Consider the following 21,909-nt stretch of genomic DNA (forward strand, 5'->3'; position numbering starts at 1 on the left):
TCGGCGAGTGGATCGTCGGCGCGCCGTCCCGGCCGGGCAGCGGCCGGCGGCATAGGCTGCGGGCATGGCCGCCCCGATCGCGCTTCCGGACACCTTCGCCCGCGCGGTCGCCGGGCTCCGGTCGGCGACGCCCCGGCCGGAGATCCTCCTGGAGGAGCTGGCCGCGCCGCAACGCCTGGCGCCGTACGCCTTCGCGCTCGCCGCGACGGTGCTGCGCGACGGCGACGAGGTGGCCACCGGCCGGCTGATCCTGCTGCACGACCCGGCGGGACACGAAGCCTGGCAGGGCACCCTGCGGCTGGTCACCTACGTGACCGCCGAGCTGGAGGTCGATCTCGCCGCCGATCCGCTGCTGCCCGGGGTGGGCTGGACCTGGCTCACCGACGCCCTCGACGCCCAGGCGGCGGGGCACCGGGCCATCGGCGGGACGATCACGCAGACGATGTCGACCCGGTTCGGAGAACTGGCGGGACCGCCCACGGCGAGTGACATCGAGATCCGCGCCTCGTGGACCCCGACCGGCCTTGACCTGGCCCCGCACCTGTACGCCTGGTGCACCCTGCTCGCCTCCACGGCCGGCCTGCCCCCACCCGGCGTCACCGCCCTGCCGGAGCGCCGTACCGCTGCCGCCGGCTGAGCGACACGCGACGGGGGCGGGTGCGCGCCGCACGATCCGCTCGCGCACTAGGGTTGTCAGGTGACCGACGAACCACCCCTGCGCCGTCGGGCCGCCGCAAGCCGTACGGGAAACGACACGCATCACCCGCCGTCGGCACGGCCGGAGCCGTCGGACGCGGGGACCGAGCCCACCGGCAGCGAGTCCGTGCCGCTGACCGCGCCCCGTGAGGGCACCCCCGAACCGATCGCCCAGTCCGAGCAACTAGCCGAGGTGGTGGCCCGTTTCGCGGCCGGTGCCGGGCCGGTGGCTCTGGACGCCGAGCGGGCCTCCGGGTACCGCTACAGCCAGCGGGCGTACCTCGTGCAACTGCGCCGCGGCGGCGCCGGCACCGCGTTGATCGACCCGCTGCCACTACCCGACCTGAGCGCCCTGGACGCCGCGATCGCCGAGGCGGAATGGGTGCTGCACGCGGCGAACCAGGACCTGCCCTGCCTCGCCGAGCTGGGGCTGCGTCCGCGCCGACTGTTCGACACCGAGCTGGCCGCCCGGCTCGCCGGGTTCGAACGGGTGGGCCTGGCCGCGCTCACCGAGCAGCTGCTCGGGTTCAGCCTGGAGAAACACCACTCCGCAGCGGACTGGTCCAGCCGGCCGCTGCCGCAGTCCTGGCTGACCTATGCGGCGCTGGACGTGGAACTGCTTGTCGATCTACGCGACGCGCTCGACGCGGAGCTGGCCCGACAGGGCAAGTCCGAGTGGGCGGCGGAGGAGTTCGCCGCGCTGGTGCGTACCGGGGCCAAACCACCCCGGGTACGGGCCGAGCCGTGGCGGCGTACCTCCGGCATCCACCGGGTCCGTGGGGCGCGGGCGCAGGCTCGGGTCCGTTCGCTCTGGTACGCCCGCGACCAGATCGCCGCTCGCCGCGACTCGGCACCGGGCCGGGTGCTGCCCGACTCGGCCATCGTCGCGGCGGCCGAGCTGGACCCGAGGGACGAGAAGGCCCTGCTCACCCTGCCCGGCTTCGGTGGTCGGTCGGTACGCCGGCTGGCCCGCACCTGGTTGGCCGCGCTGGACGACGCCCGACAGTTGCCCGACGACGCGCTGCCGGTGACGCCGACGGTGGAGGGCCCGCCCCCACCACACCGGTGGGCCGAGCGGGACCCGGCGGCCGCCGCACGCCTGGCGCGCTGCCGCGAGGTGGTGTTGCGGCTGGCCGGCGAGCATCGGTTGCCACCGGAGAACCTGATCACCCCGGACACGGTCCGCCGCATCGCCTGGCAGCCGCCCGAGGAGATCACCGAATCCACCGTCGCCGAGCTGCTCCGCGGCTACCACGCCCGCGAATGGCAGATCGCCCTCCTCCTCCCCGCCTTCGCCGAAGCCCTCCTCCTCCCACGCCCCACCACCCCCACCTGATCGGCGTTGATCAAGAGGTTTGTGTCGGCCGCGCGGCGGGTCGCCGACGCAAACCTCTTGATCAACGGAGAGATCGGGAGCGGTTCGGGGGTGGTGTGGGCTGGGCCACAGGGGGAGGCGCGGGCGCGGATTGTTACTGACGGGTAGCATCCGGAGAAACGCCAGTGCCGGCTAGGAGGCTCACAGTGCCCCGTGAAGTACGGGATGTCGTCTTCGTCGACGGCGTCCGCACCCCGTTCGGCAAGGCGGGTGGCATGTACGCCAACACCCGCGCGGACGACCTGGTGATCCGCTGCATCCGCGAGCTGCTGCGACGCAACCCGCAGCTGCCGCCGGAGCGGGTCGAGGAGGTCGCCATCGCCGCCACCACCCAGATCGGTGACCAGGGCCTGACCATCGGCCGCACCGCCGCCCTGCTGGCGGGCCTGCCCAAGACCGTGCCCGGCTTCGCCATCGACCGGATGTGCGCCGGGGCGATGACCGCGGTGACCACCGTCGCCAGCGGCATCGCCATGGGCGCGTACGACGTCGCGATCGCCGGCGGCGTGGAGCACATGGGCCGCCACCCGATGGGCGAGGGCGTCGACCCGAACCCGCGCATCGTCGCCGAGAAGCTGGTCGACCCGTCCGCCCTGGTGATGGGCGCCACCGCGGAGAACCTGCACGACCGGGTGCCGCACATCACCAAGGAGCGCACGGACGCCTTCGCGCTCGCCTCACAGCAGAAGACCGCCAAGGCGTACGCCAACGGCAAGCTCCAGGACGACCTGGTGCCGGTGGCGATCCGCGACCCGGAGACCGGCTGGGGCCTGGCCACAGTGGACGAGGCACCCCGGGACACCTCGCTTGAGAAGCTCGCCACCCTCAAGACCCCGTTCCGCCCGCACGGCAAGGTCACCGCGGGCAACGCCGCCGGCCTGAACGACGGCGCCACCGCCAGCCTGCTGGTGGCCGAGGAGGTGGCCCGTGAGCTGGGCCTGCCGATCGCCATGCGCCTGGTGTCGTACGGCTTCGTCGGTGTCGAGCCCGAGGTGATGGGCGTCGGCCCGATCCCGTCGACCGAGAAGGCGCTGCGCATCGCCGGCCTGAGCATCGACGACATCGGCCTGTTCGAGCTGAACGAGGCGTTCGCCGTGCAGGTGCTCGCCTTCCTCGACCACTTCGGCATCGCCGACGACGACCCGCGGGTCAACCAGTGGGGCGGCGCGATCGCCATCGGGCACCCGCTCGCCTCCTCGGGCGTACGGCTGATGACCCAGCTCGCCCGGCAGTTCGCCGAGCACCCCGAGGTCCGCTACGGGCTCACCGCCATGTGCATCGGCATCGGCATGGGCGGCACGGTCATCTGGGAGAACCCGCACTGGGAAGGTAGCGACAAATGAGCCTCGCCGCACCGAACGAGGTGGTTACCCGGGCGCTGCTGCGCCAGGTGAACGTGCCCGGGCTGGACCGCCCGGCCGCCCTGATCACCCTCGACAACGGATTCGACCACACCAAGCCGAACACCTTCGGCCCGGCCGGCCTGACCAGCCTGGACGAGGCGATCACCGCCGCCCTGGCGGCGAACCCGGCGTTCATCGCGGTCACCGGCAAGCCGTACATCTTCTGCGTCGGCGCGGACATCACAAGCCTGCCGCTGTTGGCCGACCGCGAGCAGGCGCTGGAGATCGGCCGGCTCGGTCACCGGGTCTTCGCCCGGCTCAAGGAGAGCCAGATCCCGACCTTCGCCTTCGTCAACGGCGCGGCGATGGGCGGCGGCCTGGAGCTGGCCCTGCACTGCCACTACCGGACGCTGTCGGCCGGTGCGGCGGCCCTCGCCCTGCCGGAGGTGTCCCTCGGCCTGATCCCCGGCTGGGGCGGCACCCAGCTGCTGCCGAATCTGATCGGCATCCCGGCGGCGACCCAGGTGATCATCCAGAACCCGCTCATGCAGAACAAGATGCTCAAGCCGAAGCAGGCCGCCGAGCTGGGCATCGCGGACGTACTCCTGGAACCGGCCGACTTCCTGGAGCGGTCCCTCGAATGGGCCGCCGGAGTGGTTCGTGGCGAGGTCACCGTGACCCGGCCCGAGGTCGACAAGGACATGTGGGCGGGCGTGCTCTACTTCGCCCGGCAGACCCTGGACCAGCGGCTGCACGGCGCGGTTCCGTCCGCGTACAAGGCGCTGGACCTGCTGGAGACGGCGAAGGACGCCGACTTCGCCACCGGCGCCGCCGCCGAGGACGAGGCCCTGGCCGACCTGATCTTCTCCGAGGAGCTGCGCAGCGGCCTGTACGCCTTCGACCTGGTGCAGCGGCGGGCCAAGCGGCCGGCCGGCGCGCCGGACAAGGAGTTGGCCCGCCCGGTGACCAAGGTGGGCATCGTCGGCGCCGGCCTGATGGCCAGCCAGCTCGCGCTGCTCTTCGCCCGTCGCCTCCAGGTGCCGGTGGTGCTCACCGACCTGGACCAGGCCCGGGTGGACAAGGGTGTGGGCTACGTGCACACCCAGATCGAGAAGCAGGTCAGCAAGGGCCGGATGGACAAGGGCACGGCCGCCAAGCTGTACGGCCTGGTGAGCGGTTCGGTCGACAAGTCCGCCTTTGCCGATGCCGACTTCGTCATCGAGGCGGTCTTCGAGGACCTGAACGTCAAGAAGCAGGTCTGGGCCGAGCTGGAGAAGATCGTCAAGCCGGAGGCGGTGCTGGCCACCAACACCTCCTCGCTCTCGGTCACTGCGATGGCCGAGGAGCTGGCGCACCCGGAACGGGTGGTCGGCTTCCACTTCTTCAACCCGGTCGCGGTGTTGCCGCTGCTGGAGATCGTCCGGGGCGAACGCACCGACGACGCCACCCTGGCCACCGCGTTCGCGGTCGGCAAGCAGCTGAAGAAGTCGAGCGTGCTGGTCTCCGACGCGCCGGCGTTCGTGGTGAACCGGTTGCTGACCCGGTTCCTCGGCACGGTCTTCGCCGCCGTGGACGCCGGTACCCCGCTGGAGGTGGCCGACCGGGCGCTGGACCCGCTGGGCCTGCCGATGCGCCCGCTCGCCCTGCTCCAGCTGGTCGGCCCGGCCGTGGCGTACCACGTGGGCGGCACCCTGCACGCCGCCTTCCCGGAGCGGTTCGGGGTGAGCGAGAACCTCAAGCGGATCGCCGACTCCGGCCAGCCGATCGTGGTCGACGACGAGATCAACGCCGAGGTGGCCAAGCTGCTTGTCGTCGGCGACCAGCCGCTCACCGAGGAGCAGGTCCGGCGCAACGCCCTGGACGGCCTGGCGCAGGAGATCCGGCTGATGCTCGACGAGGGCGTGGTGGCCGAGCCGCAGGACATCGACCTGTGCATGATCCTCGGCGCCGGCTGGCCGTTCCACCTGGGCGGCGTCACGCCGTACCTGGACCGGACCGGCACCAGCGAGCGGGTCACCGGCCAGCGCTTCCTGCCCCCGGGAGTGGCCAGCCTCGCCGGCTGAGCCAGGCACAGATGCTCCGTGGGTCCGGGGGGCCCAGTCGCAGCTGCGGCTGGGCCCCCGCACCGTCACGTCACCCGGCCGCCGCCGCCTTCTCGGCGGCGCTGCGCAGTACGCAGAACTCGTTGCCCTCGGGGTCGGCAAGCACCACCCAACCGGCGCCGTCCGGCCCGATGTGGTCGGCGACGTGCCGGGCGCCGAGGCCGAGCAGCCGCTCGACCTCCTCGGCCCGGGTCCGGTCGGTGGGTTCCAGGTCCAGGTGCAGGCGGTTCTTCACCGTCTTGCCCTCCGGCACGGCCAGGAAGAGAACCTCCGGCCCACCCGGGGGCAGCAGCATGGCCTCCGGGTCACCGGGGAAGTCGTCCGGCTGGCGGGGGCACTCGAACACCTGGGCCCAGAAACCGGCCAGGGCGTACGTGTCGTGACAGTCGATACCGATGTTGTGGATCCGTGCGCTCATTGTCGTCCCTCTTGACAGTCAGAACTGACGTGCTGGGTCCGCTGATCTACGGGACGGTTCTCCCGTTGGAAAGTGCCCCGCGAAGGTGAGCGGTCAGCCGGCGAGGCGGGGTGCGGACAGCATCACAGTGAACATCGACGCACCCCCCTCCTGGATCGGGCTGACCCCGCGATCTTCGCACTCCCCCGGCCCTGCCGGCAACCGCGTTGCGCACCGGACAGCGCGACGGGCTCTGCCTGGTTAGGATCACCGCTTCCGTCGACAGCAGGAGCTGACCCCATGTCCCAACCCCCGGACGAGCACCAGAACCCGCCGAACGCCGGGCCGTACCCGCCAGGGGCCGGCTACCCGCCGCCGGGCGACACTCCCGCCGCGCCCGGACCGTACCCGCCGCAGTCGCCGGGCGAGCCCGCCGCGCAGCCGCCGGGCGCCGTACCCGCAGGCTTCCCGCCGCCGCCCGGCGCCGTGCCGCCCGGAGGTGGGTATCCGCCGCCAGGTGGCGCGTTCCCGCCCGGTGCCGTGCCGCCCGAGGGCGCCTTCCCGCCGCCACCGAAGAAGAAGTCAAACGTCGGGAAGATCGTGTTGATCGTCCTCGCGGTGCTGCTGGTGCTCTGCGTCGGTGGTGCCACGGCCATCTGGTTCCTGGTCAGGGACACGGTCAACGAGACGATCGACGCCACCCGCACCACGGTGGTCGCGCCGGACACCCTGGCCGGCCGGCCGAAGGTGACCGATCCGCAGTTCCAGACCGCCTCCGACCAGATGGTCCAGGGCCTCACCTCCAGTGTGGAGAACGAGACCGGCGCGGTAGGCGCCTTCTACGGCGACCCCACCGCGCAGGATCTCGTCATGATCGTGGCGGTCTCCGGGGTGATGGTCGACCCGAAGAAGGAGCTTGACGACGCGATCCAGGGCCTCTCCGGCGAACTGGGGGTCACCAACATGGCCGCGGTGGACGCGGGTCCGCTCGGCGGCGACGCCAGTTGCGGTGACGGCCAGGCAGAGGGCGTACCGATGGGCATCTGCGCCTGGGCGGACCGCGGCAGCGTCGGCCTGGTGGTGATGTACTTCACGTCCCGCACCGAGGCCGAGGCCCAGTTCGTCACCATCCGTGGCCAGATCGAGCAGCGCGACTGAGTGGACGACCCACGACCGGGCCCGGCATCGACGCGGCCAGCCCGTCACCGGACATGTGGTGGCGTGCCGGCCGGGGGCGGGCCCGGTCGTCGTGGTGCTGACCCTCCATCAACTGCTCGGCGACCGGTGGATACCGCGTCCCGACGCGTGCCGATGAATTGTTTCCGGCTTGCCCGTTCACGGCAGGTACGACACGTTCATTGATCATTCGAGGCGTGCGTCGGATTAGCCGCTCGATGCAGGCAGCCGCATTAACGTCTAAAGACATTCATCATTCTGTGTTGTTCTTCTCCCGCCACGAACCTCTGGGGGAGGATGCCTGTGTTCGGTAAGCGTGTCATGTCCGCGTTCCTTGTCAGCGCGCTCGTCGCCGCGCTACTGGTGGTCATCGGAATACCGGCACCAGCATCGGCCGCCGTGCTGCCCACCGGATTCCGGGAACAAACCGTCCTGACTGGCCTCAACCAACCGATGAACATCGAATTCGCACCGGACGGGCGCATCTTCGTCGCCGAAAAAGCCGGCCGGATCAAGGTATTCGACTCGATCGCCGACACCACGGCGACCATCTTCGCCGACCTTTCGGTAAACGTACACAATCAGAACGACCGCGGCCTGCTCGGCCTCGCGCTGCATCCCGACTTCCCGACCCAGCCGTACGTCTACGTGCTCTACACCTACGACGCTCCGCCGGGCCGGACCGCGCCGGTGTGGAACGACAACTGCAACGCGGTCGGCGGGGCCAACGGTGGGCAGTGCATCGTCACCGGCCGGCTGTCCCGGCTGGAGGCCGCCGGTGACGTGATGACCGGCACCGAACAGGTGCTGCTGCACGACTGGTGCCAGCAGTTCCCCTCGCACTCGATCGGTGACCTGCACTTCGGCGCCGACGGCATGCTCTACCTCAGCTCGGGTGACGGCGCCAGCTACAACGTCGTCGACTACGGCCAGCTCGGCAACCCGATCAACCCGTGCGCCGACCCGCCGGGCGGCAGCATGGCCCCACCGACCGCCGAGGGCGGCGCGCTGCGCTCCCAGGACGTCCGTACGGCGGCGGACCCGACCGGTCTGGACGGCACGATCCTGCGCCTCGACCCGCTCACCGGTGCCGCCGCGCCGGACAACCCGGCGATCGGCGCCACCGACCCGAACACCCAGCGGATCGTCGGCTACGGCTTCCGCAACCCGTACCGGTTCGCGGTCCGGCCCGGCACCGACGAACTCTGGATCGGTGACGTCGGCTGGAACACCTGGGAGGAGGTCAACCGGCTCACCGACCCGACCGGCCAGGTGGCCAACTTCGGCTGGCCCTGTTACGAGGGGCCGAACCGGCAGGGCGGCTACGACGGCGCCAACCTCGACCTCTGCGAGAGCCTCTACACCGCCGGTACGCAGACCGCGCCGTACTACGGGTACCAGCACTCGGGGCGGGTGGTGGCCGGGGAAAGCTGCCCGACCGGCGGATCGAGCGTGTCGGGCATGGCGTTCTACCCGACCTCCGGCGGCGATTACCCGGCCGCGTACCGGGGTGCGCTCTTCTTCTCCGACTACACCCGCGACTGCATCTGGGCGATGCTGCCCGCTACCCCGGGCGGTGCACCCGACGCGGCGAACCGGCTCACCTTCGTCGCCCAGGCGGCGAACCCGGTCGACCTGGCGATCGGCCCCGGCGGCGACCTGTACTACGCCGACGCGGCCGGCACCGTCCGCCGGGTCCGCCACTTCGCCGGCAACCAGCCGCCGGTCGCCGTGCTCCAGGCCTCGCCGACCACCGGCAACGCGCCGCTGACCGTGTCGTTCGACGCGACCACCTCCAGCGACCCCGACCCGGCCGACGAGGGCCTGCTGCGCTACGAGTGGGACTTCACCGATGACGGCACGGTCGACGCGCGTACCCCGACCGCGACCTTCACCTACCCGGCCGGCGGCCCGTACACCGCCCGGCTGCGCGTGATCGACACACTCGACGTGGCGGACACCCGTACCGTCACCATCCAGTCCGGCAACAGCGGCCCGACCGCCATCATCGACAGCCCGGCGGCGGGCAGCACCTTCGTCGTCGGGCAGAACATCACAGTCGCCGGCCGGGCCACCGACCCGGAACAGGGCGACCTGCCCGCGTCGGCGCTGCGCTGGCTGCTGCTGCAACACCACTGCTACACCCCGGGCAACTGCCACATCCACACCGTCCAGGAGTGGACCGGTGTGGCCGGGGCGACGTTCCCGGCACCCGACCACGAATACCCGTCGTACCTGGAACTCGTGCTCACCGCCACCGACGCCGGTGGGCTGTCGGCGACCACCAGCCGGCGGCTCGACCCACGCACCGTCGACCTGACCTTCACCAGCAACCCGCCGGGGATGCAGGTCGCGGTCGGCAGCACGAGCGAGACCACGCCGTTCACCCGGACCGTCATCCAGGGTTCGGAGAACACCGTAAGCGCAGTGACGCCGCAGACCGTCGGCGGCGTCCGGTACGTCTTCGGCGCCTGGTCCGACGGCGGCGCGCAGACGCACATCATCACCGCACCCACCACGGCCCGGACCTACACCGCGACCTTCGTCCGGGAGCGCCTGCCCCAGTCGCAGCTGAGAGTGCGTTCGGTGAACAGTCAGGAGACGGCCGGCGAGAACGGCCGCGGGACGAACGTGCTCGACGGCAACCCGGCCACCATCTGGCACACCCAGTGGCAGGCCGCCAGCCCGTCGCATCCGCACGAGATCCAACTGGACCTCGGCGGCAGCTACGCCGTGACCGGCCTGTACTACCTGCCCCGGCAGAACATGACGAACGGCCGCATCGCCCGCTACGAGATCCACGTCTCCGCCAACGGCACCACCTGGGGCAGCCCGGTCGCCACCGGGACCTGGCCCAACACCACAGCCGAACAGTCCGCCACCTTCGCCGCAAAGACCGGCCGATACGTACGACTGCGGGCGCTCGGCGAGGTGAACGGGCAACCCTGGACGTCGGTGGCCGAGCTGAACGTGGCGGCCCGGTAGGCGGGGGCTGCGGGCGACGGCCCGGTAGCTCAGCTGAGCGGGACCGGCAGCCTGGCGTTCCGCGCGGTGGTCAGCGCACCACCGCGCGGAACGCCGGTCCCGCTCAGATGTCGAGGATCAGGGCCCGGTGGTCGGAAACCTCCGGTTCGGTCATGATCTCGAAATGCTCGACGGCGGCGACGTCCGAGACGAGCAGGTAGCTCGCGTGACGTACCGGCTTGGCGTAGCGGGACGTCCGGGTGTCGGCCGTACGGACCAGGTCGGTCAGCCCGGCCTCGGCCAGCACGTCGAACGTCTCGCTTTCGGGCAGCAGGTTGAAGTCGCCGCAGACCACCACCAGGTCGCGGGGACCGCGGATCCGGCGGACGAGTTGCGCGAGTCGCTCGGCCTGGCCGCGCCGGGCCGGGGTGTCGGCCTTACCGGCCGGGTCGCGCAACCCGTGCATCTGCACCACCCACACCGAGCGGCCGGCGACCCGGTCGACGGTACGCACGGCGAGGGCGACCCGGGGCCGGATCGGGACCCGCCACTCGTCGTGGTCGACGAACTCCCCGTGCACAAAGGCGGAGTCGACCCCGACGACAGGCAGTTCCTCGGCCACGAAGGTCGCCAGGCCGAAGTCCTGCCGATGGCGGGCACCCGTGTCGTCGTACACCGGGCCGGAGTCGCTGGCGAGGAAGATCCCCTGATGCCGGGGCAGCGTGGCGCGGACGTCGTCGAACAGGTCCGCACGCTGTGGCAGCTTGCGTTCACCGTCCTCGAAGCGGGTCCAGCCGGCCAGGCCGGCGGTCCGGGTCACCTCCTGGAGGCAGAGCACGTGCGCACCGTTGCCGGGCAGCCACTCGACGAGTTCGTCGAAGAGCATGCCGCCCCAGGCGTTCACACTCGTGATTCGCATCAGCAAAACCTGTCATCTCGCTGGGCACCGTGATCGACCACCCGACCTCAACGGGCAAGGTCGAGCGCGGGGGCGGCATCCGCCACCGGCAGGGTCACCGTCACCTCCAGGCCGCCGCCGGGCTGCGCCACCGCGGTCACCGTACCGCCGTGCGCGTCACACACCGCCCGCACGATGGAGAGGCCGAGCCCCGAACCGCGCGCCCCGGTCCGTTCCCGACCACCCCGCCGGAACGGTTCGAAGAGGCCCGGCACGTCGGCCGGATCCACCTCGAAGCCGGTGTTGCCCACCACCAGCCAGGAGCGCTGCCCGTCCGAACCGGTCCGTATCCAGAGCCGACCGTGCAGGTGGTTGTAGCGGACCGCGTTCTCGATCAGGTTGCCGGCCAACCGGTCCAGCAGACCGGGATCGCCGACCACCGGCGCCGGCTCCAGCGAGGTCCGCACCTCCAGCTTGATCCGCTCCACCTCCCGGCGGACCGCCGACAACGCGTTCGCGGTGCCGGCCGCCAGATCACATTCGGTACGCCGGCCGAGCCGGCTGCCCTTCTGCGCCTCGCTGCGCGCCAGCACCAGCAGGGCGTCCACCAGCCCGTTGGCCCGCTCGGAGGCGTCCCGGACCACGGTGGCCATCCGGCGGTACTCGGCCGCATCCGCCTCGTCGTCGCTGAGCGTCACGTCGATCTCGGTACGCATCACCGCCAACGGCGTACGCAGCTCGTGGGAGGCGTTGGCGACGAACCGTTTCTGCGCCTCGAACGCGGCGGCGATCCGGTCCAGCATCGCGTCGAAGGTGTCCGCCAGCTCGGCCACCTCGTCGTCCGCCCCGGTGTAGCAGATGCGCTGATCCAGCGTGGTCTCGCCGAGCCGGCGCGCGGTCGCGGTGACCTGGTGCAGGGGCCGCAACGCCCGGCCGGCGACCGCGTACGCGCCGACCGCGCCGACCGCACCGATCGCCAGCAGCACGGCCAGCCCCTTGGCCAGCAGTTCCCCGGAAGCCGAGTCGACCATCCGCTGCTGCCAGGTGGCCGCGTCCATCGACGTTCCGTCGGCCAGCAGCACCGTGGTCCCCGGCAGCAGTTCGTCGGTGGGCCGCAGCGCATCGCGGACCAGCAGCCAGGCCAGCAGCACCAGGACCGCGCCCGCGCCGACCAGCAGCACGCCGTTGAGCAGGGTCAGCCGCAGCCGCAGCGTGGGCCGCAGCCGCAGGCCGGGCCGCCAGGTGGGCCGGCGACGCAGCGCGCGGGTCACACCGGCACCAGGGCCGTCCGACGACAGCCGGCGCCGCAGCAGGGGCGTCACGCCGGTACCTCGGCGGTCCGGTAGCCGGCGCCCACCACGGTCTCGATCAGCGGAGGGTCGCCCAGCTTACGGCGCAGGGTCATCACGGTGACCCGGACGATTGTGGTGAACGGATCGGTGTTGGCGTCCCAGACCCGCTCCAGCAGTTCCTCGCTGGACACCACGGCACCGCGCGCCTTGAGCAGCTCACAGAGCACGCCGAACTCCTTGTTGGTCAGCTCCACCGACGCGCCGCCCCGGGTGGCGGTCCGGCGGGCCGGGTCCACGACCAGGTCGGCCAGTTCCAGCACGGGCGGTGCGGCCGGGGTGGCCCGGCGGCCCAGCGCCTGCACCCGGGCGACCAACTCGTCGAAGGCAAACGGCTTGGGCAGGTAGTCGTCGGCACCGAGCTGCAATCCCTCGACCCGGTCGGCGACCGTGCCGCTGGCGGTGAGCATCAGCACCCGGGTCAACGCGCCGGAGGCGGCCAGCTCGGCGCAGATCTGGTCGCCGTGCATCCCGGGCAGGTCGCGGTCGAGCACCACCACGTCGTAGCGGGTGACGAAGGCCATCTCGTGACCGCTGTCGCCGTCGTAGGCGATGTCCACCGCCATCCCCCGCTTGCGCAGGCCACGCGCGATCGCGTCGGCCAGGTTGCGCTCGTCCTCGACCACCAGTACCCGCATGTCCCGCCCCTTCCGCCCACGACCACCGACAACCTAGCGCCGGTCGCCAAGTCGCCGGCCCGCCACGGCCGGCGTCGCCGTCAGTCGCGTAACTGCCACAGCCCGAAGTCGCCGTCCTGGCGGCGGCAGGCGATCAGATCGGCCCGGTGCTGGCAGGCGCCGACGGCACCGGGCAGCACGTCGATCCGTCGCGGTCGCGGCTGCGCCGGGTCGAGCCGGGCCAGCACCAGACCTCCGCCGGGAGCCGGCCGCACCCCGAGCAGGTACGGGCCGAGATCGTACCCGGTCACCCGCGCCCAGCCGCCGTAGTCCGGCACGGTTCGACCGGTCATCGCGTCGATGACCGTCACCTGTGGAGTCGACGGCCGGAAATCGATCGCCAGGGCACCCCGCTCGTCGGCGATCTCGATGTACAGGTTGTCCTCGGCGCCCCTCCAGCGGACGGCCCCGGTCGCCGGGTCGAGCAGTTGCGTCTCGCCACCGCGGGTACGCGCACAGAGCAGGGCGCCGCACCCGGTGACGTAGTTGGTCGGCGCGACCGTTGCCTGCCAGCGCGGCACCAGCCCGTCGAGGTCGTACGCGACGATGGTCCTGGCGTCGCGGAGCACCACCACCAGGTCGCCGGCGACCGTCGCGTGCACCCGACCGTGCGCTCCGTCGACGTCGGACAGCCGGACGCGCACCGCCCCGGTCGTCGGATCGAGCAGCTCGAGGTCGCCGGCCACCGTGAACGCCACGACGTGCGCGTACCGCTCGTGGTGGCTCGCCGAGGCCACCGGTGCCGACCAGAGTTCGCGGCCGCTGGCCACCTCGACCGCGGTCACCCTGCCCGGCCCCGGTGCGGCATTCGTCTGGAGCAGCAGGCGACCCGACGGGTCGAGAGTCGCGGCACCGGGTTTGCGCCAGCGTTCCTGCCCGGTGCGACCGTCAAGCAGCCGGGTCTCGGCATGGTCGTGTGCGGCCTGATTGGTCGACGCGAGGGTGAGCAGCACCGCGTCGGCCACCGACTCCACCAACTGGACCCGCTGGAAGGACCCGATCGGCATCCGCCAGAGCGGGGTGAACGGCTGCGGTGAGCCGACGGTTGGCGCCGGCCGGCGGTGGGCGAGCAACTCCTGGCTGCCGTCGGTCACCCCGCTCCTGGCGACGACTGTGAAGACGTGCTCGGTGCTGAGAAACACGCCCAGCGCGGACGGCAGGATCGCCCGCACCCGCGGGGTCGACGGCGCGGCGCCGGCCAGCACCAGCAGGGTGGCCGATGCCAGCAGCGCGAGCGACATCCGCGGGCTGCCGCGGCGGCGCCGACGGGTCCGCAGTGGCGCTGCCGGCTCCGTCGGCTCGGTCAGCTCACCGAGGTCGATGAAGGTCACGGCCCTCCTCTCCACCATGCTCCGCCTCGACCTGGTCGCGGTGTCCGGCCCGCCTCGACCTGGTCGCGGTGTCCGGCCCGCCAGGTCAGTCGGGCAGCCGCCACACCCCGATGTCACCGTCCTGGCGCCGGCAGGCGATCAGCCCGTACCGGTGCTGGCAGTGACCGGCGGCCCCGATCAGCACGTCTACGACCCGGGGTTGCGCCTCGGCCGGATCGAGCCGGGCCACCACCAGGCCGACGTCGGGCCGCTGCCGCACCCCGAGCAGGTGCTGCTCGGACTCGTAGCTGGCGACACTGTCCCAGGTGCCGTAGCCGGTCGACGGCTGGCCGGTCGCCTTGTCGATGGCGACGATAGCCGTGGCGTCCCGACCGGTGGCGTCGAGCGCCAGGACGCGGGTCTCCCCGGCCAGCATGACGTTTACGTCCTCGGGGCTGCTCCACCGCACCGCGCCGGTCTCCGGATCGAGGAGCTGCCCGCTGCCCCGGTTGACCCGGGCACAGAGCAGGTTGCCGCACCGGCTGACGTAGTCGGCCAGCGGCACGACGGACTGCCAACGCTGGGTGAGCCCATCCAGGTCGTACGCGGTGACGGTGCGCGAGTTGCGGACCGTCACCAGCAGATCGTCGATCACCGAGGTCTGCTGGTAGCCGGCCAGATCGTCGTCGAGAGCGGACAGCCGGTGCCGGACCTGGCCGCTCGCCGGGTCCAGGATCTCGACGCCACCCGAGGACGTGGAGACCACCACGGCGTCGATCAGGCCGTCGCGCACGTGGTAGTCCACCCAGGTCGCCGACATCGTCCTCGACCACTCTTCCCGACCGCTGGTCAGCTCGACCGCCCGCAGCACGAGCGGCTCATCCACCGGCCAGGTGCGCAGCAACGCGCGTCCCGAGGCGTCGAGCGTCGCGATCCCGGGTGCCCGCCACCGTTCCTGCCCGGTACGGGTGTCGAGCAGCACGGTCTCGGTCGAAGCCGCACCGGTCGTGGCGCGCCGCCGGAGCACGGAGACCAGCACCGTCTCGTCGGCGACCTGCGCCACCTGGACGACCTGGCCGCCGGTCGGCACCGGCAGCCGCCACTGCGCGGTGAGCCGCTGCGGCCGGACGCTCACCTGCTCCGGCCGACGGTAGGCGGTGAGTTCCTGGCTGCCGTCCGTCACGCCCGGCAACGGCGTGACGGTGAAGATCTCGTCCGCCGCGAGGAACACGTCGGAGCCCAGACCGGCTGGCACCGTCGCGTGCACCCGGGCTGGCGGCGGCGCGGCACCGGCCAGGGTCAACAGCGTGGCCAGCGCCACCAGCCCGGTCGGCAGCCACCGGTTGCCGGACCGGCGTCGGCGGCGCGGCGGTGTATCGGTCGGCTCGGTCAGCTCGCCGAGGTCGATCAACGTCACGCTCGTCCTCTCCACCGCGCATCCGACGCGCGGTCCTGACAGCGTCGGATGCCCCGGCAGCCGCCTGTACGATGGCCCGTCGTGGCTGTGCCGGTGGTAGATACCTCGCTGAACCCCGTCCCCGAGACCGTGGAGGCGGAAGCGCCGACACGTCGCCCGCGACGCCGGCCGGCCCGCGCCGACCTGCTGGCCATCGGAGCCTACGTGCTGCTCGGTGTCCTCGTCTGCCTCAACTACTGGGCGGACGTGAACAACCGCGTGTCGTCGCATCTGCCCACCGACCACAGTTGGTTCGAGTGGTTGTTCTCGCACGGTGCGTACTCGCTGCTGCACCTGGAGAACCCGCTCTTCACCACCCGGCAGAACGCCCCCGACGGGGTGAACATGATGGCCAACACCTCGTTGCTCGGGGTGACCCTGCCGCTCGCCCCGCTCACCTGGCTGCTCGGCCCCCAGGTGGTCTACGCCCTCTACCTGGGCGGCGCGCTGGCGGCCACCGCCGCCACCTCGTACTGGATGCTCTCCCGGCACCTGGTGCGCTCCCGTGCCGCCGCCTTCGTCGGTGGCGCCTTCCTCGGCTTCGCCCCCGGCATCGTGCACCACGCCAACGGCCAGCCCAACTTCGTCTCCAACTTCCTGCTCCCGCTGATCGTGGTGCGGGTGTTCCGGCTGGCCGAGCCGGGGCGGTGGCGGCGCAACGGGGTGGTACTGGGCCTGCTGGTGGCGTACCAGATCTTCATCAACGAGGAGATGCTGCTGCTCACGGCGCTGGCCTGCCTGGTCATCGTGATCGCGTACGCGATCATGCGACCGCGCGTGGCGTGGCAGCGCGCCGGTACGTTCGGTGCCGGGCTCGGCGTCGGTGGCGGGCTGGCCCTGCTGCTCACCGCCTACCCGATCTGGTTCCAGTTCAACGGCCCGCAGTCCTACCGGGGATTGCAGGGCGGGGTGTTCCACAGCTGGGGCGAGGACGTCGTCGCCTTCGTCACCTTCCCCCGCGACACCATCGCCGGCACCGAGGCGGTGGAGGCCACCATCGGGATGACCGAGCAGAACACCTGGTTCGGCTGGCCACTGGTGCTGGTCTCCGTGCTGGCCCTGGCGCTGCTGGTGCGCCGCTCACTGGTCGCCCGGATCCTGGCCGTGCTGGTGGTGCTCTTCTCGGTCGCCTCGCTCGGTCCGGAGATCCGGTTCAACGGTGAGCTGACCGGCATCGCCGGCCCGTGGTCGTACATTCCGGCGGATCTGCCGCTGGTCGAGATGATGATGCCGACCCGGCTGGCCCTGGTGACCACCGCCGCGCTCGGCATCCTGCTCGCGCTGGCCTGGGACGCGGTAGCCGGCAACCGCCGCGCGTCGGTGCCGGCCCCGCGCGCCGGGGAACCGCAGGTCGCGGCCTCCGCCGTCGGGGAACCGCAGGTCGCGGCCTCCGCCGTCGGGGAACCGCAGGTCGCGGCCTCCGCCGTCGGGGAACCGCAGGTCGCGGCCTCCGCCGCCGGGGAACCAGCCACCTCCGACGGGGAGGCCACCGCCGGGCAGCGACCGCGCTGGCAGCGCGGGATCGGGTACGCCGCGATCTCGCTCGCCGTGCTGCCGCTCCTCCCGACCCCGCTGCCGGCCGAGCCGGTCGACCCGCCACCGGCCTTCATCACCTCCGGCACCTGGCAGTCGTACGTGCCGGACGGCCGCACGCTGGTTCCGGTGCCCATCCCCAGCAACGTGCACGGGCTCTCCACGCTGCGCTGGAGCGCGCTCACCCAGCACGAGTTCCCGATCCCGGCCGGCTACTTCATCGGCCCGAACCTGGACGAGGAAGGCGTCTTCGGCGCACCGAACCGGCCCACCAGCACCCTCATCTACCGCACCATGGACGCCGGTGAGCTGCCCGAGCTGACCGAGGAGAACCGCCGGCAGGCGGTCGAGGACCTGGCCTTCTGGCGCGCCTCGGTGGTGGTGCTCGGCGCCCATCCCAAGGAAGCCGTGCTGCGCGACCTGATGACCGCGCTGCTCGGCGACCCGCAGCGGGTGGAGGACGTCTGGCTCTGGGACGTACGCGACCGGGTCTAGCGCCGGGCCGCACCGACCCGTCGTTTCCCTCACCGCCCGCCCGGGTATCGACCCTCCTGAGTGGACGGGGGCGAATGGATGACGGATACGACGGGTACGGAGCACGGCGGGACCCGGGCTACCCAGCGACGCCGCCGATTCCTGCTGCTGGTCGCGGTGCTGGGTGCCGGGGCGGTCGTCGCCGCGCTGCTGGGTGCCGCGATTCCCGCCTCCGGCATCCTCGCCGAGGACTCCCGATTCTGGAACGGGGACGCACCGGGTTGGGCGAGCATCGTCGGCGTCACGCTCTGCGTCGTAGGGGTGGTAATCGTCGCAGCCGGCTTCTGGTGGCTGGCGCGCAACGGCTACTACCGGCGCAACGAACGCTCCCGGCTGTGGGCGGAGAGCTGGTCCCGCCGCCGGCAACTGGTCCGGCAGGTACGCGGCAGGGTGGCACCCCGGGACGAGGACCGGCCGCTACTGCCCAGGGTCGCGGCGCATCTGGTCGACCAGCCGAAATTCCTGGCGCCCCTCTGCGGCCTGGCACTGTTGCAGATCGGGCAGGCGTTCCTCCAGTGGGCGCCGGCCTTCCTCCTGCTCGCCGTGATCTTCGTCGGCGCGCTCACCGTCGCGGCCGTCTCGTCCTTGCGGGCCGCGCACCAGGCAAAGGCGTTTCTGGCCGGAGACGCCGACGCGGTTGGCTGACCGCGTCGGACTGCTCCTGGGTTGGCTCGCTCAGCTCCTCGGGTCGGTGAGTGAGCGGACGTCCCACACCCACACGTCCAGTTCCAGGCGGGCCGGGCCGACCAGTTGCTCGACGGTCTGCCGCAGCGGCTCGGAGTGCTGCTGGCGGACCGGCAGCACCAGGACAGCCGCCCGCCAGTGCCGCAGTTCGTCCAGGCAGCGACGCCGCTGGCGGTCGTCCAGCTCCGGCGTGCGGCCGGTCGACGCGACCTCCTCCAGCAGCTTGCCCATCCCGCTCGGCCGGCCCCCGAACCGGCCCGGGTCACCGGTGGTGGCGTTGCGCGGGGCGAGGAAGTAGCCGCCAGGGATCTTGAAGTCGAGGTTGGTCGAGGCCGCCCAGCGCATGCCGTTTGTGTTGCCCATGCTCGGCACCGGGATCGGCACCAACGTCTGCTCCGGCCCGACGTAGGCGCGCCAGCGGTCGGAGGTGATGAACTCGGGCACCGGCGGCCGGGAGGTCATCGGCAGCGGCATCGGCGCGATCGGCAGCAGGGCGAGCACCAGCCCGGCGGCGGTCAGCGTACGCACGGTGCGCCGGTCCAGCTCCAGGGTGCGGCTGCGCTCGATCGCCAGGGCCAGCAGGACCGCCACCACCACACTGGTGATCATGCCGAACCGGGTCGGCACCACCGCGTCGAGCAGCGGCAGGCGAACCAGCCACTCCCACGGGCCGACGATCAGCTCGCGGTCCCACCAGGTGATGCGCTCGCCGAGGGAGAGGATGGTGTAGAAGGCGGCGGTCGCGGCGAGCGCCCGCACCAGCACCTCCCGCCGGAGCCAGAGCACGATCCCGACCGCGATCAACGCCAGGCTCCAGCCGAAGAAGGCGTTCTCCTCGGAGTAGTTCGGGGCGAGGTTCACGTTCGCCCGCTGGTTCCCGCCGATGGTGGGCGAACCCGGGGCGAAGTAGGCGGCGATGTCGTTGCCGTAGTCCCGCACGGCGTCGCTGAGCCCGTGGTACGCCATCGGCCCGGCGAACTGGATGTAGAGCGGGTACGCCAGCAGGCCGCCGGCGATCACCGTGCAGGTGGCCAACGCCTTGCCCAACGGGCGCCAGGCCGTCGACCACAGTTCGGGGCGCTGCACGACCACCGCGATCAGGAAGATCCCCAGGCCCATCGCGGTGAAGAGCAGGATCTCCTCGTTGATGAACGCCTGCGCGGTGACCAGCAGCGCCAACAGCGCGCCGTCCCGGTACGGCCGGGTCGACCGGGTGATCACCATCACCCGCCAGACGATGAACGGCAGCAGGAACTGGCTGATGATGTTCGGATGCCAGCTGGCGTGCGACAGCATCGCCGGCGAGAACCCGCAGAGCCAGCCACCCACCACGGCCGCCAGTCGGTTGCTCACCACGTGCCGGGAGAGCACGTAGTACCAGGCCGAGGCGGTGCCGGCGAGGCCGAGCGTCACCAGCACCACGAAGGTGACGGCGGGTCCGAACAGCAGGGTCACCGGCACCATCGGGATGCCAAGCGCCAGGATGGCCGTGTTGGCCATCAGGTTGACCCCGTCCGGGTAGTTGAACTGCTCGGTGAAGAACGGGAACTCGCCGTGCAGCACCACCCGGACCGAGTGGGCGAGGAAGAACTGCACCTGCGCCGGGTCGCTGCTGTAGAGGGCGGCGACCCGACCGGCCGGATCGACCCAGATCTGGCTGGTCACCCAGACCGCGACGAGCAGGAATCCACCGAAGACCGCCAGGTCCAGCCGGCGGCGCGTCCACCGGAAGCGGCGCCAGCGCGCGGCCAGCCTGCTCGCCGCGCCGACCGCGCCGACCGCCGTACGCGGGCCGGGTTCGTCGGCCGGGCCGCCCGCCACGACGGTCCCGGGTGCCGGCGTGGCCTCTTCGGTCACCGGAGCGTCCACAGCGGGGGCGTCGATGGTGGGGGCGTCCACAGCGGGTGCGCCGACGGTGGGGGCGTCGGTGAGGGCAGCGCTCTGCTGCGTACGCTCGGCATGCTGTGCGCTCTCACTGACGGTGACGGGTGCGGACGGTGAGCCCACGATGGCGTCGGATTCCGGCGGCGCTCCAGCGCGGGTCTCAGCAGGCGTCACAGTCGGCGGAGTCTACCCGAGTAGGGAGATTGCTCCCAAGTCACGCGGCGTCCCCTGTGGCCGGTGTAGGGCCGACGCCACGCAGCGTGAGGCGGATCCCCAGCGTGAGGCGGCGCGAAACACCGGCGCTTCGTCTCGTACTATTGCCCTCCGTACACGACGACCGATGCGATCGGGGGCGTAACAGGTGGCTTCAGTCCGCTGGCGGGGCGTGACGGCCACCAGCCTGACGGTCCTGCTGGCCACCCTCACCGCGTGCGGGCCCGTCGCCGAACGCCAGCCGCAGGACCTGCGGGTCGGGTACGACAGCGTGGACGGTTCATTGACCGTCTGGCCCCCGCGCGGCTCGCTGATCGAGGACGCCACGGCGACGGCCGCGGTGACCGAGGCGGTACGCGACTGGCGCTCGCCTGTGGACGACCGGGTCCACGTTCCCTCATCCGGCATCCTCTTCTCCGGCGAGGTCGACGGCACCCCGCTCGCGCTGGTCGCGGCCTCGGTGCCCGGTCAGGCCGCCTCCTGGCTGCTCCAACTGGCCGCCGACGGGGACCGGTACACGGTCAGCCACGCCACCGAGTACACCGACCCGGGCTACCTCGTCTACTCCGACGTGCTGCCGGTGCAGCTCGCCGACGGGCGGCGCTACCTAATCTCGGAACGGGTCCGGCGGCTGCTCGGTCCGGACGGTCGCACGCTCTCCAACACCGACGGGCTCACCGATCCGGTCGACGTGCCGCAGTGCCGGGCGGTGACGGTGACGGCCGCGCTGCGGACCACCGAGTCGTTGCCCCGGGGCCGGGCCGCCGACCGGCTGCTCGATCTCGGCACCGGCACCGCGAACCCCCGATACCCGCTGGTCCGGGACGAGAGCGGCTCCGGCAAGCGGGCCCTCACCGGTCTGGACACCTGCCAGCTGGCCGACGAGGAGGGTCCGTTCGGCAGCATCTCGCGACGGGTGGCGGAGCGGGACTCCCCGGAGTCGGTGCCGACGTCCTGGCCCAAGGCGAAACTGGCCGTGCGTACGCTCGGCGAGGTGGCGCTCGACGGTGGCGAGCCGGCCGAGTTGGAGCAGCTGACCTGGGAGACCGCCGACGGCATGATGAGCGCCGTCGTCTACCGGCCGGCCGGCGACGACCCGGTGGTGTTCTCCCCCGCCGACCGGACCAACGCGTTGCAGGTCTACGAGCTTCCGGTGCCGGGTCAGCCGCTGGTGGTGCTGAGCTGGCGAGCCACCAAGGACACCACGCTGTCGGTGCCGCCGAACACGACCCGCCTGGTCGACCGCCCCGGCCTGGTGGTGGTCCCGCTTCCCGACCGCAGCGAGACCTTCAGCCTCGCCGCCGAGGACAAGACCCAC

At 71.9% G+C, this 21,909-nt stretch carries 15 protein-coding genes and 2 pseudogenes; 10 read left to right on the forward strand and 7 right to left on the reverse strand.

The window, feature by feature from the left end; translation table 11 throughout:
• Positions 1 to 64: 64 nt before the first annotated feature.
• The 4 genes from AC507J_RS22185 to AC507J_RS22200 all read left to right on the forward strand — a co-directional run bounded on the left by AC507J_RS22185 (position 65) and on the right by AC507J_RS22200 (position 5,477).
• On the forward strand, positions 65 to 637 hold the full coding sequence (locus AC507J_RS22185) for a DUF3000 domain-containing protein (RefSeq protein WP_496291094.1): 573 nt from the start codon (positions 65 to 67) through the stop codon (positions 635 to 637).
• 60 nt (positions 638 to 697) lie between these two features.
• Complete coding sequence (locus AC507J_RS22190) at positions 698 to 2,032, forward strand: ribonuclease D (protein ID WP_496291095.1); 1,335 nt, start codon at positions 698 to 700, stop codon at positions 2,030 to 2,032.
• A gap of 185 nt (positions 2,033 to 2,217) precedes the next feature.
• Complete coding sequence (locus tag AC507J_RS22195; protein ID WP_496291096.1) at positions 2,218 to 3,414, forward strand: thiolase family protein; 1,197 nt, start codon at positions 2,218 to 2,220, stop codon at positions 3,412 to 3,414.
• Complete coding sequence (locus AC507J_RS22200; protein ID WP_496291097.1) at positions 3,411 to 5,477, forward strand: 3-hydroxyacyl-CoA dehydrogenase NAD-binding domain-containing protein; 2,067 nt, start codon at positions 3,411 to 3,413, stop codon at positions 5,475 to 5,477. The genes AC507J_RS22195 and AC507J_RS22200 overlap by 4 nt, the downstream gene beginning before the upstream one ends.
• Before the next feature lie 70 nt (positions 5,478 to 5,547).
• Here the strand turns inward: AC507J_RS22200 and AC507J_RS22205 are convergent, their stop codons facing one another.
• Positions 5,548 to 5,934 carry a VOC family protein gene (locus AC507J_RS22205; RefSeq protein ID WP_496291098.1) on the reverse strand — a complete coding sequence of 129 codons (387 nt, stop codon included), beginning with the start codon at positions 5,932 to 5,934 and terminating at the stop codon, positions 5,548 to 5,550.
• Positions 5,935 to 6,213: 279 nt separating this feature from the next.
• Here AC507J_RS22205 and AC507J_RS22210 point away from each other — a divergent pair, with 279 nt between their 5' ends.
• Together AC507J_RS22210 and AC507J_RS22215 are read left to right on the forward strand one after the other, a co-directional pair.
• Entirely contained in the window at positions 6,214 to 7,071 is an 858-nt protein-coding gene (locus AC507J_RS22210) for a hypothetical protein (RefSeq protein ID WP_496291099.1), read from the forward strand.
• A gap of 339 nt (positions 7,072 to 7,410) precedes the next feature.
• Positions 7,411 to 10,074, forward strand: a complete 2,664-nt coding sequence (locus AC507J_RS22215; protein ID WP_496291100.1) for a PQQ-dependent sugar dehydrogenase — start codon at positions 7,411 to 7,413, stop codon at positions 10,072 to 10,074.
• 103 nt (positions 10,075 to 10,177) lie between these two features.
• Here AC507J_RS22215 and AC507J_RS22220 read toward each other — a convergent pair whose 3' ends face one another.
• The 5 genes from AC507J_RS22220 to AC507J_RS22240 form a co-directional block, all read right to left on the reverse strand.
• Positions 10,178 to 10,972, reverse strand: a complete 795-nt coding sequence (locus AC507J_RS22220) for an endonuclease/exonuclease/phosphatase family protein (protein ID WP_496291101.1) — start codon at positions 10,970 to 10,972, stop codon at positions 10,178 to 10,180.
• A gap of 47 nt (positions 10,973 to 11,019) precedes the next feature.
• Positions 11,020 to 12,222 carry a sensor histidine kinase gene (locus AC507J_RS22225; protein ID WP_496291110.1) on the reverse strand — a complete coding sequence of 401 codons (1,203 nt, stop codon included), beginning with the start codon at positions 12,220 to 12,222 and terminating at the stop codon, positions 11,020 to 11,022.
• A gap of 47 nt (positions 12,223 to 12,269) precedes the next feature.
• Entirely contained in the window at positions 12,270 to 12,938 is a 669-nt protein-coding gene (locus AC507J_RS22230; RefSeq protein ID WP_496291102.1) for a response regulator transcription factor, read from the reverse strand.
• Positions 12,939 to 13,018: 80 nt separating this feature from the next.
• Positions 13,019 to 14,308 carry an outer membrane protein assembly factor BamB family protein gene (locus AC507J_RS22235; protein ID WP_496291103.1) on the reverse strand — a complete coding sequence of 430 codons (1,290 nt, stop codon included), beginning with the start codon at positions 14,306 to 14,308 and terminating at the stop codon, positions 13,019 to 13,021.
• 85 nt (positions 14,309 to 14,393) lie between these two features.
• Entirely contained in the window at positions 14,394 to 15,704 is a 1,311-nt protein-coding gene (locus AC507J_RS22240) for a PQQ-binding-like beta-propeller repeat protein (RefSeq protein WP_496291104.1), read from the reverse strand.
• 48 nt (positions 15,705 to 15,752) lie between these two features.
• Between AC507J_RS22240 and AC507J_RS22245 the strand changes: the two are divergent.
• The 3 genes and pseudogenes from AC507J_RS22245 to AC507J_RS22255 all read left to right on the forward strand — a co-directional run.
• A pseudogene (locus tag AC507J_RS22245) lies at positions 15,753 to 17,082 on the forward strand (hypothetical protein); the annotation flags it as partial.
• Positions 17,083 to 17,246: 164 nt separating this feature from the next.
• Positions 17,247 to 17,771 (forward strand): annotated as a pseudogene (locus tag AC507J_RS22250) (hypothetical protein); the annotation flags it as partial.
• Positions 17,772 to 17,849: 78 nt separating this feature from the next.
• On the forward strand, positions 17,850 to 18,455 hold the full coding sequence (locus tag AC507J_RS22255; RefSeq protein WP_496291105.1) for a hypothetical protein: 606 nt from the start codon (positions 17,850 to 17,852) through the stop codon (positions 18,453 to 18,455).
• Between the two features lie 30 nt (positions 18,456 to 18,485).
• On the opposite strand, the gene AC507J_RS22260 is transcribed toward AC507J_RS22255, so the two are convergent.
• Positions 18,486 to 20,246, reverse strand: a complete 1,761-nt coding sequence (locus tag AC507J_RS22260; RefSeq protein ID WP_496291111.1) for a DUF6311 domain-containing protein — start codon at positions 20,244 to 20,246, stop codon at positions 18,486 to 18,488.
• Between the two features lie 493 nt (positions 20,247 to 20,739).
• Here AC507J_RS22260 and AC507J_RS22265 point away from each other — a divergent pair.
• Positions 20,740 to 21,909, forward strand: a 1,170-nt coding sequence (locus tag AC507J_RS22265) for a hypothetical protein (protein ID WP_496291106.1), incomplete at its 3' end; no start/stop codon positions are given.

Source organism: Micromonospora sp. PRAS1 (genome assembly GCF_059553435.1).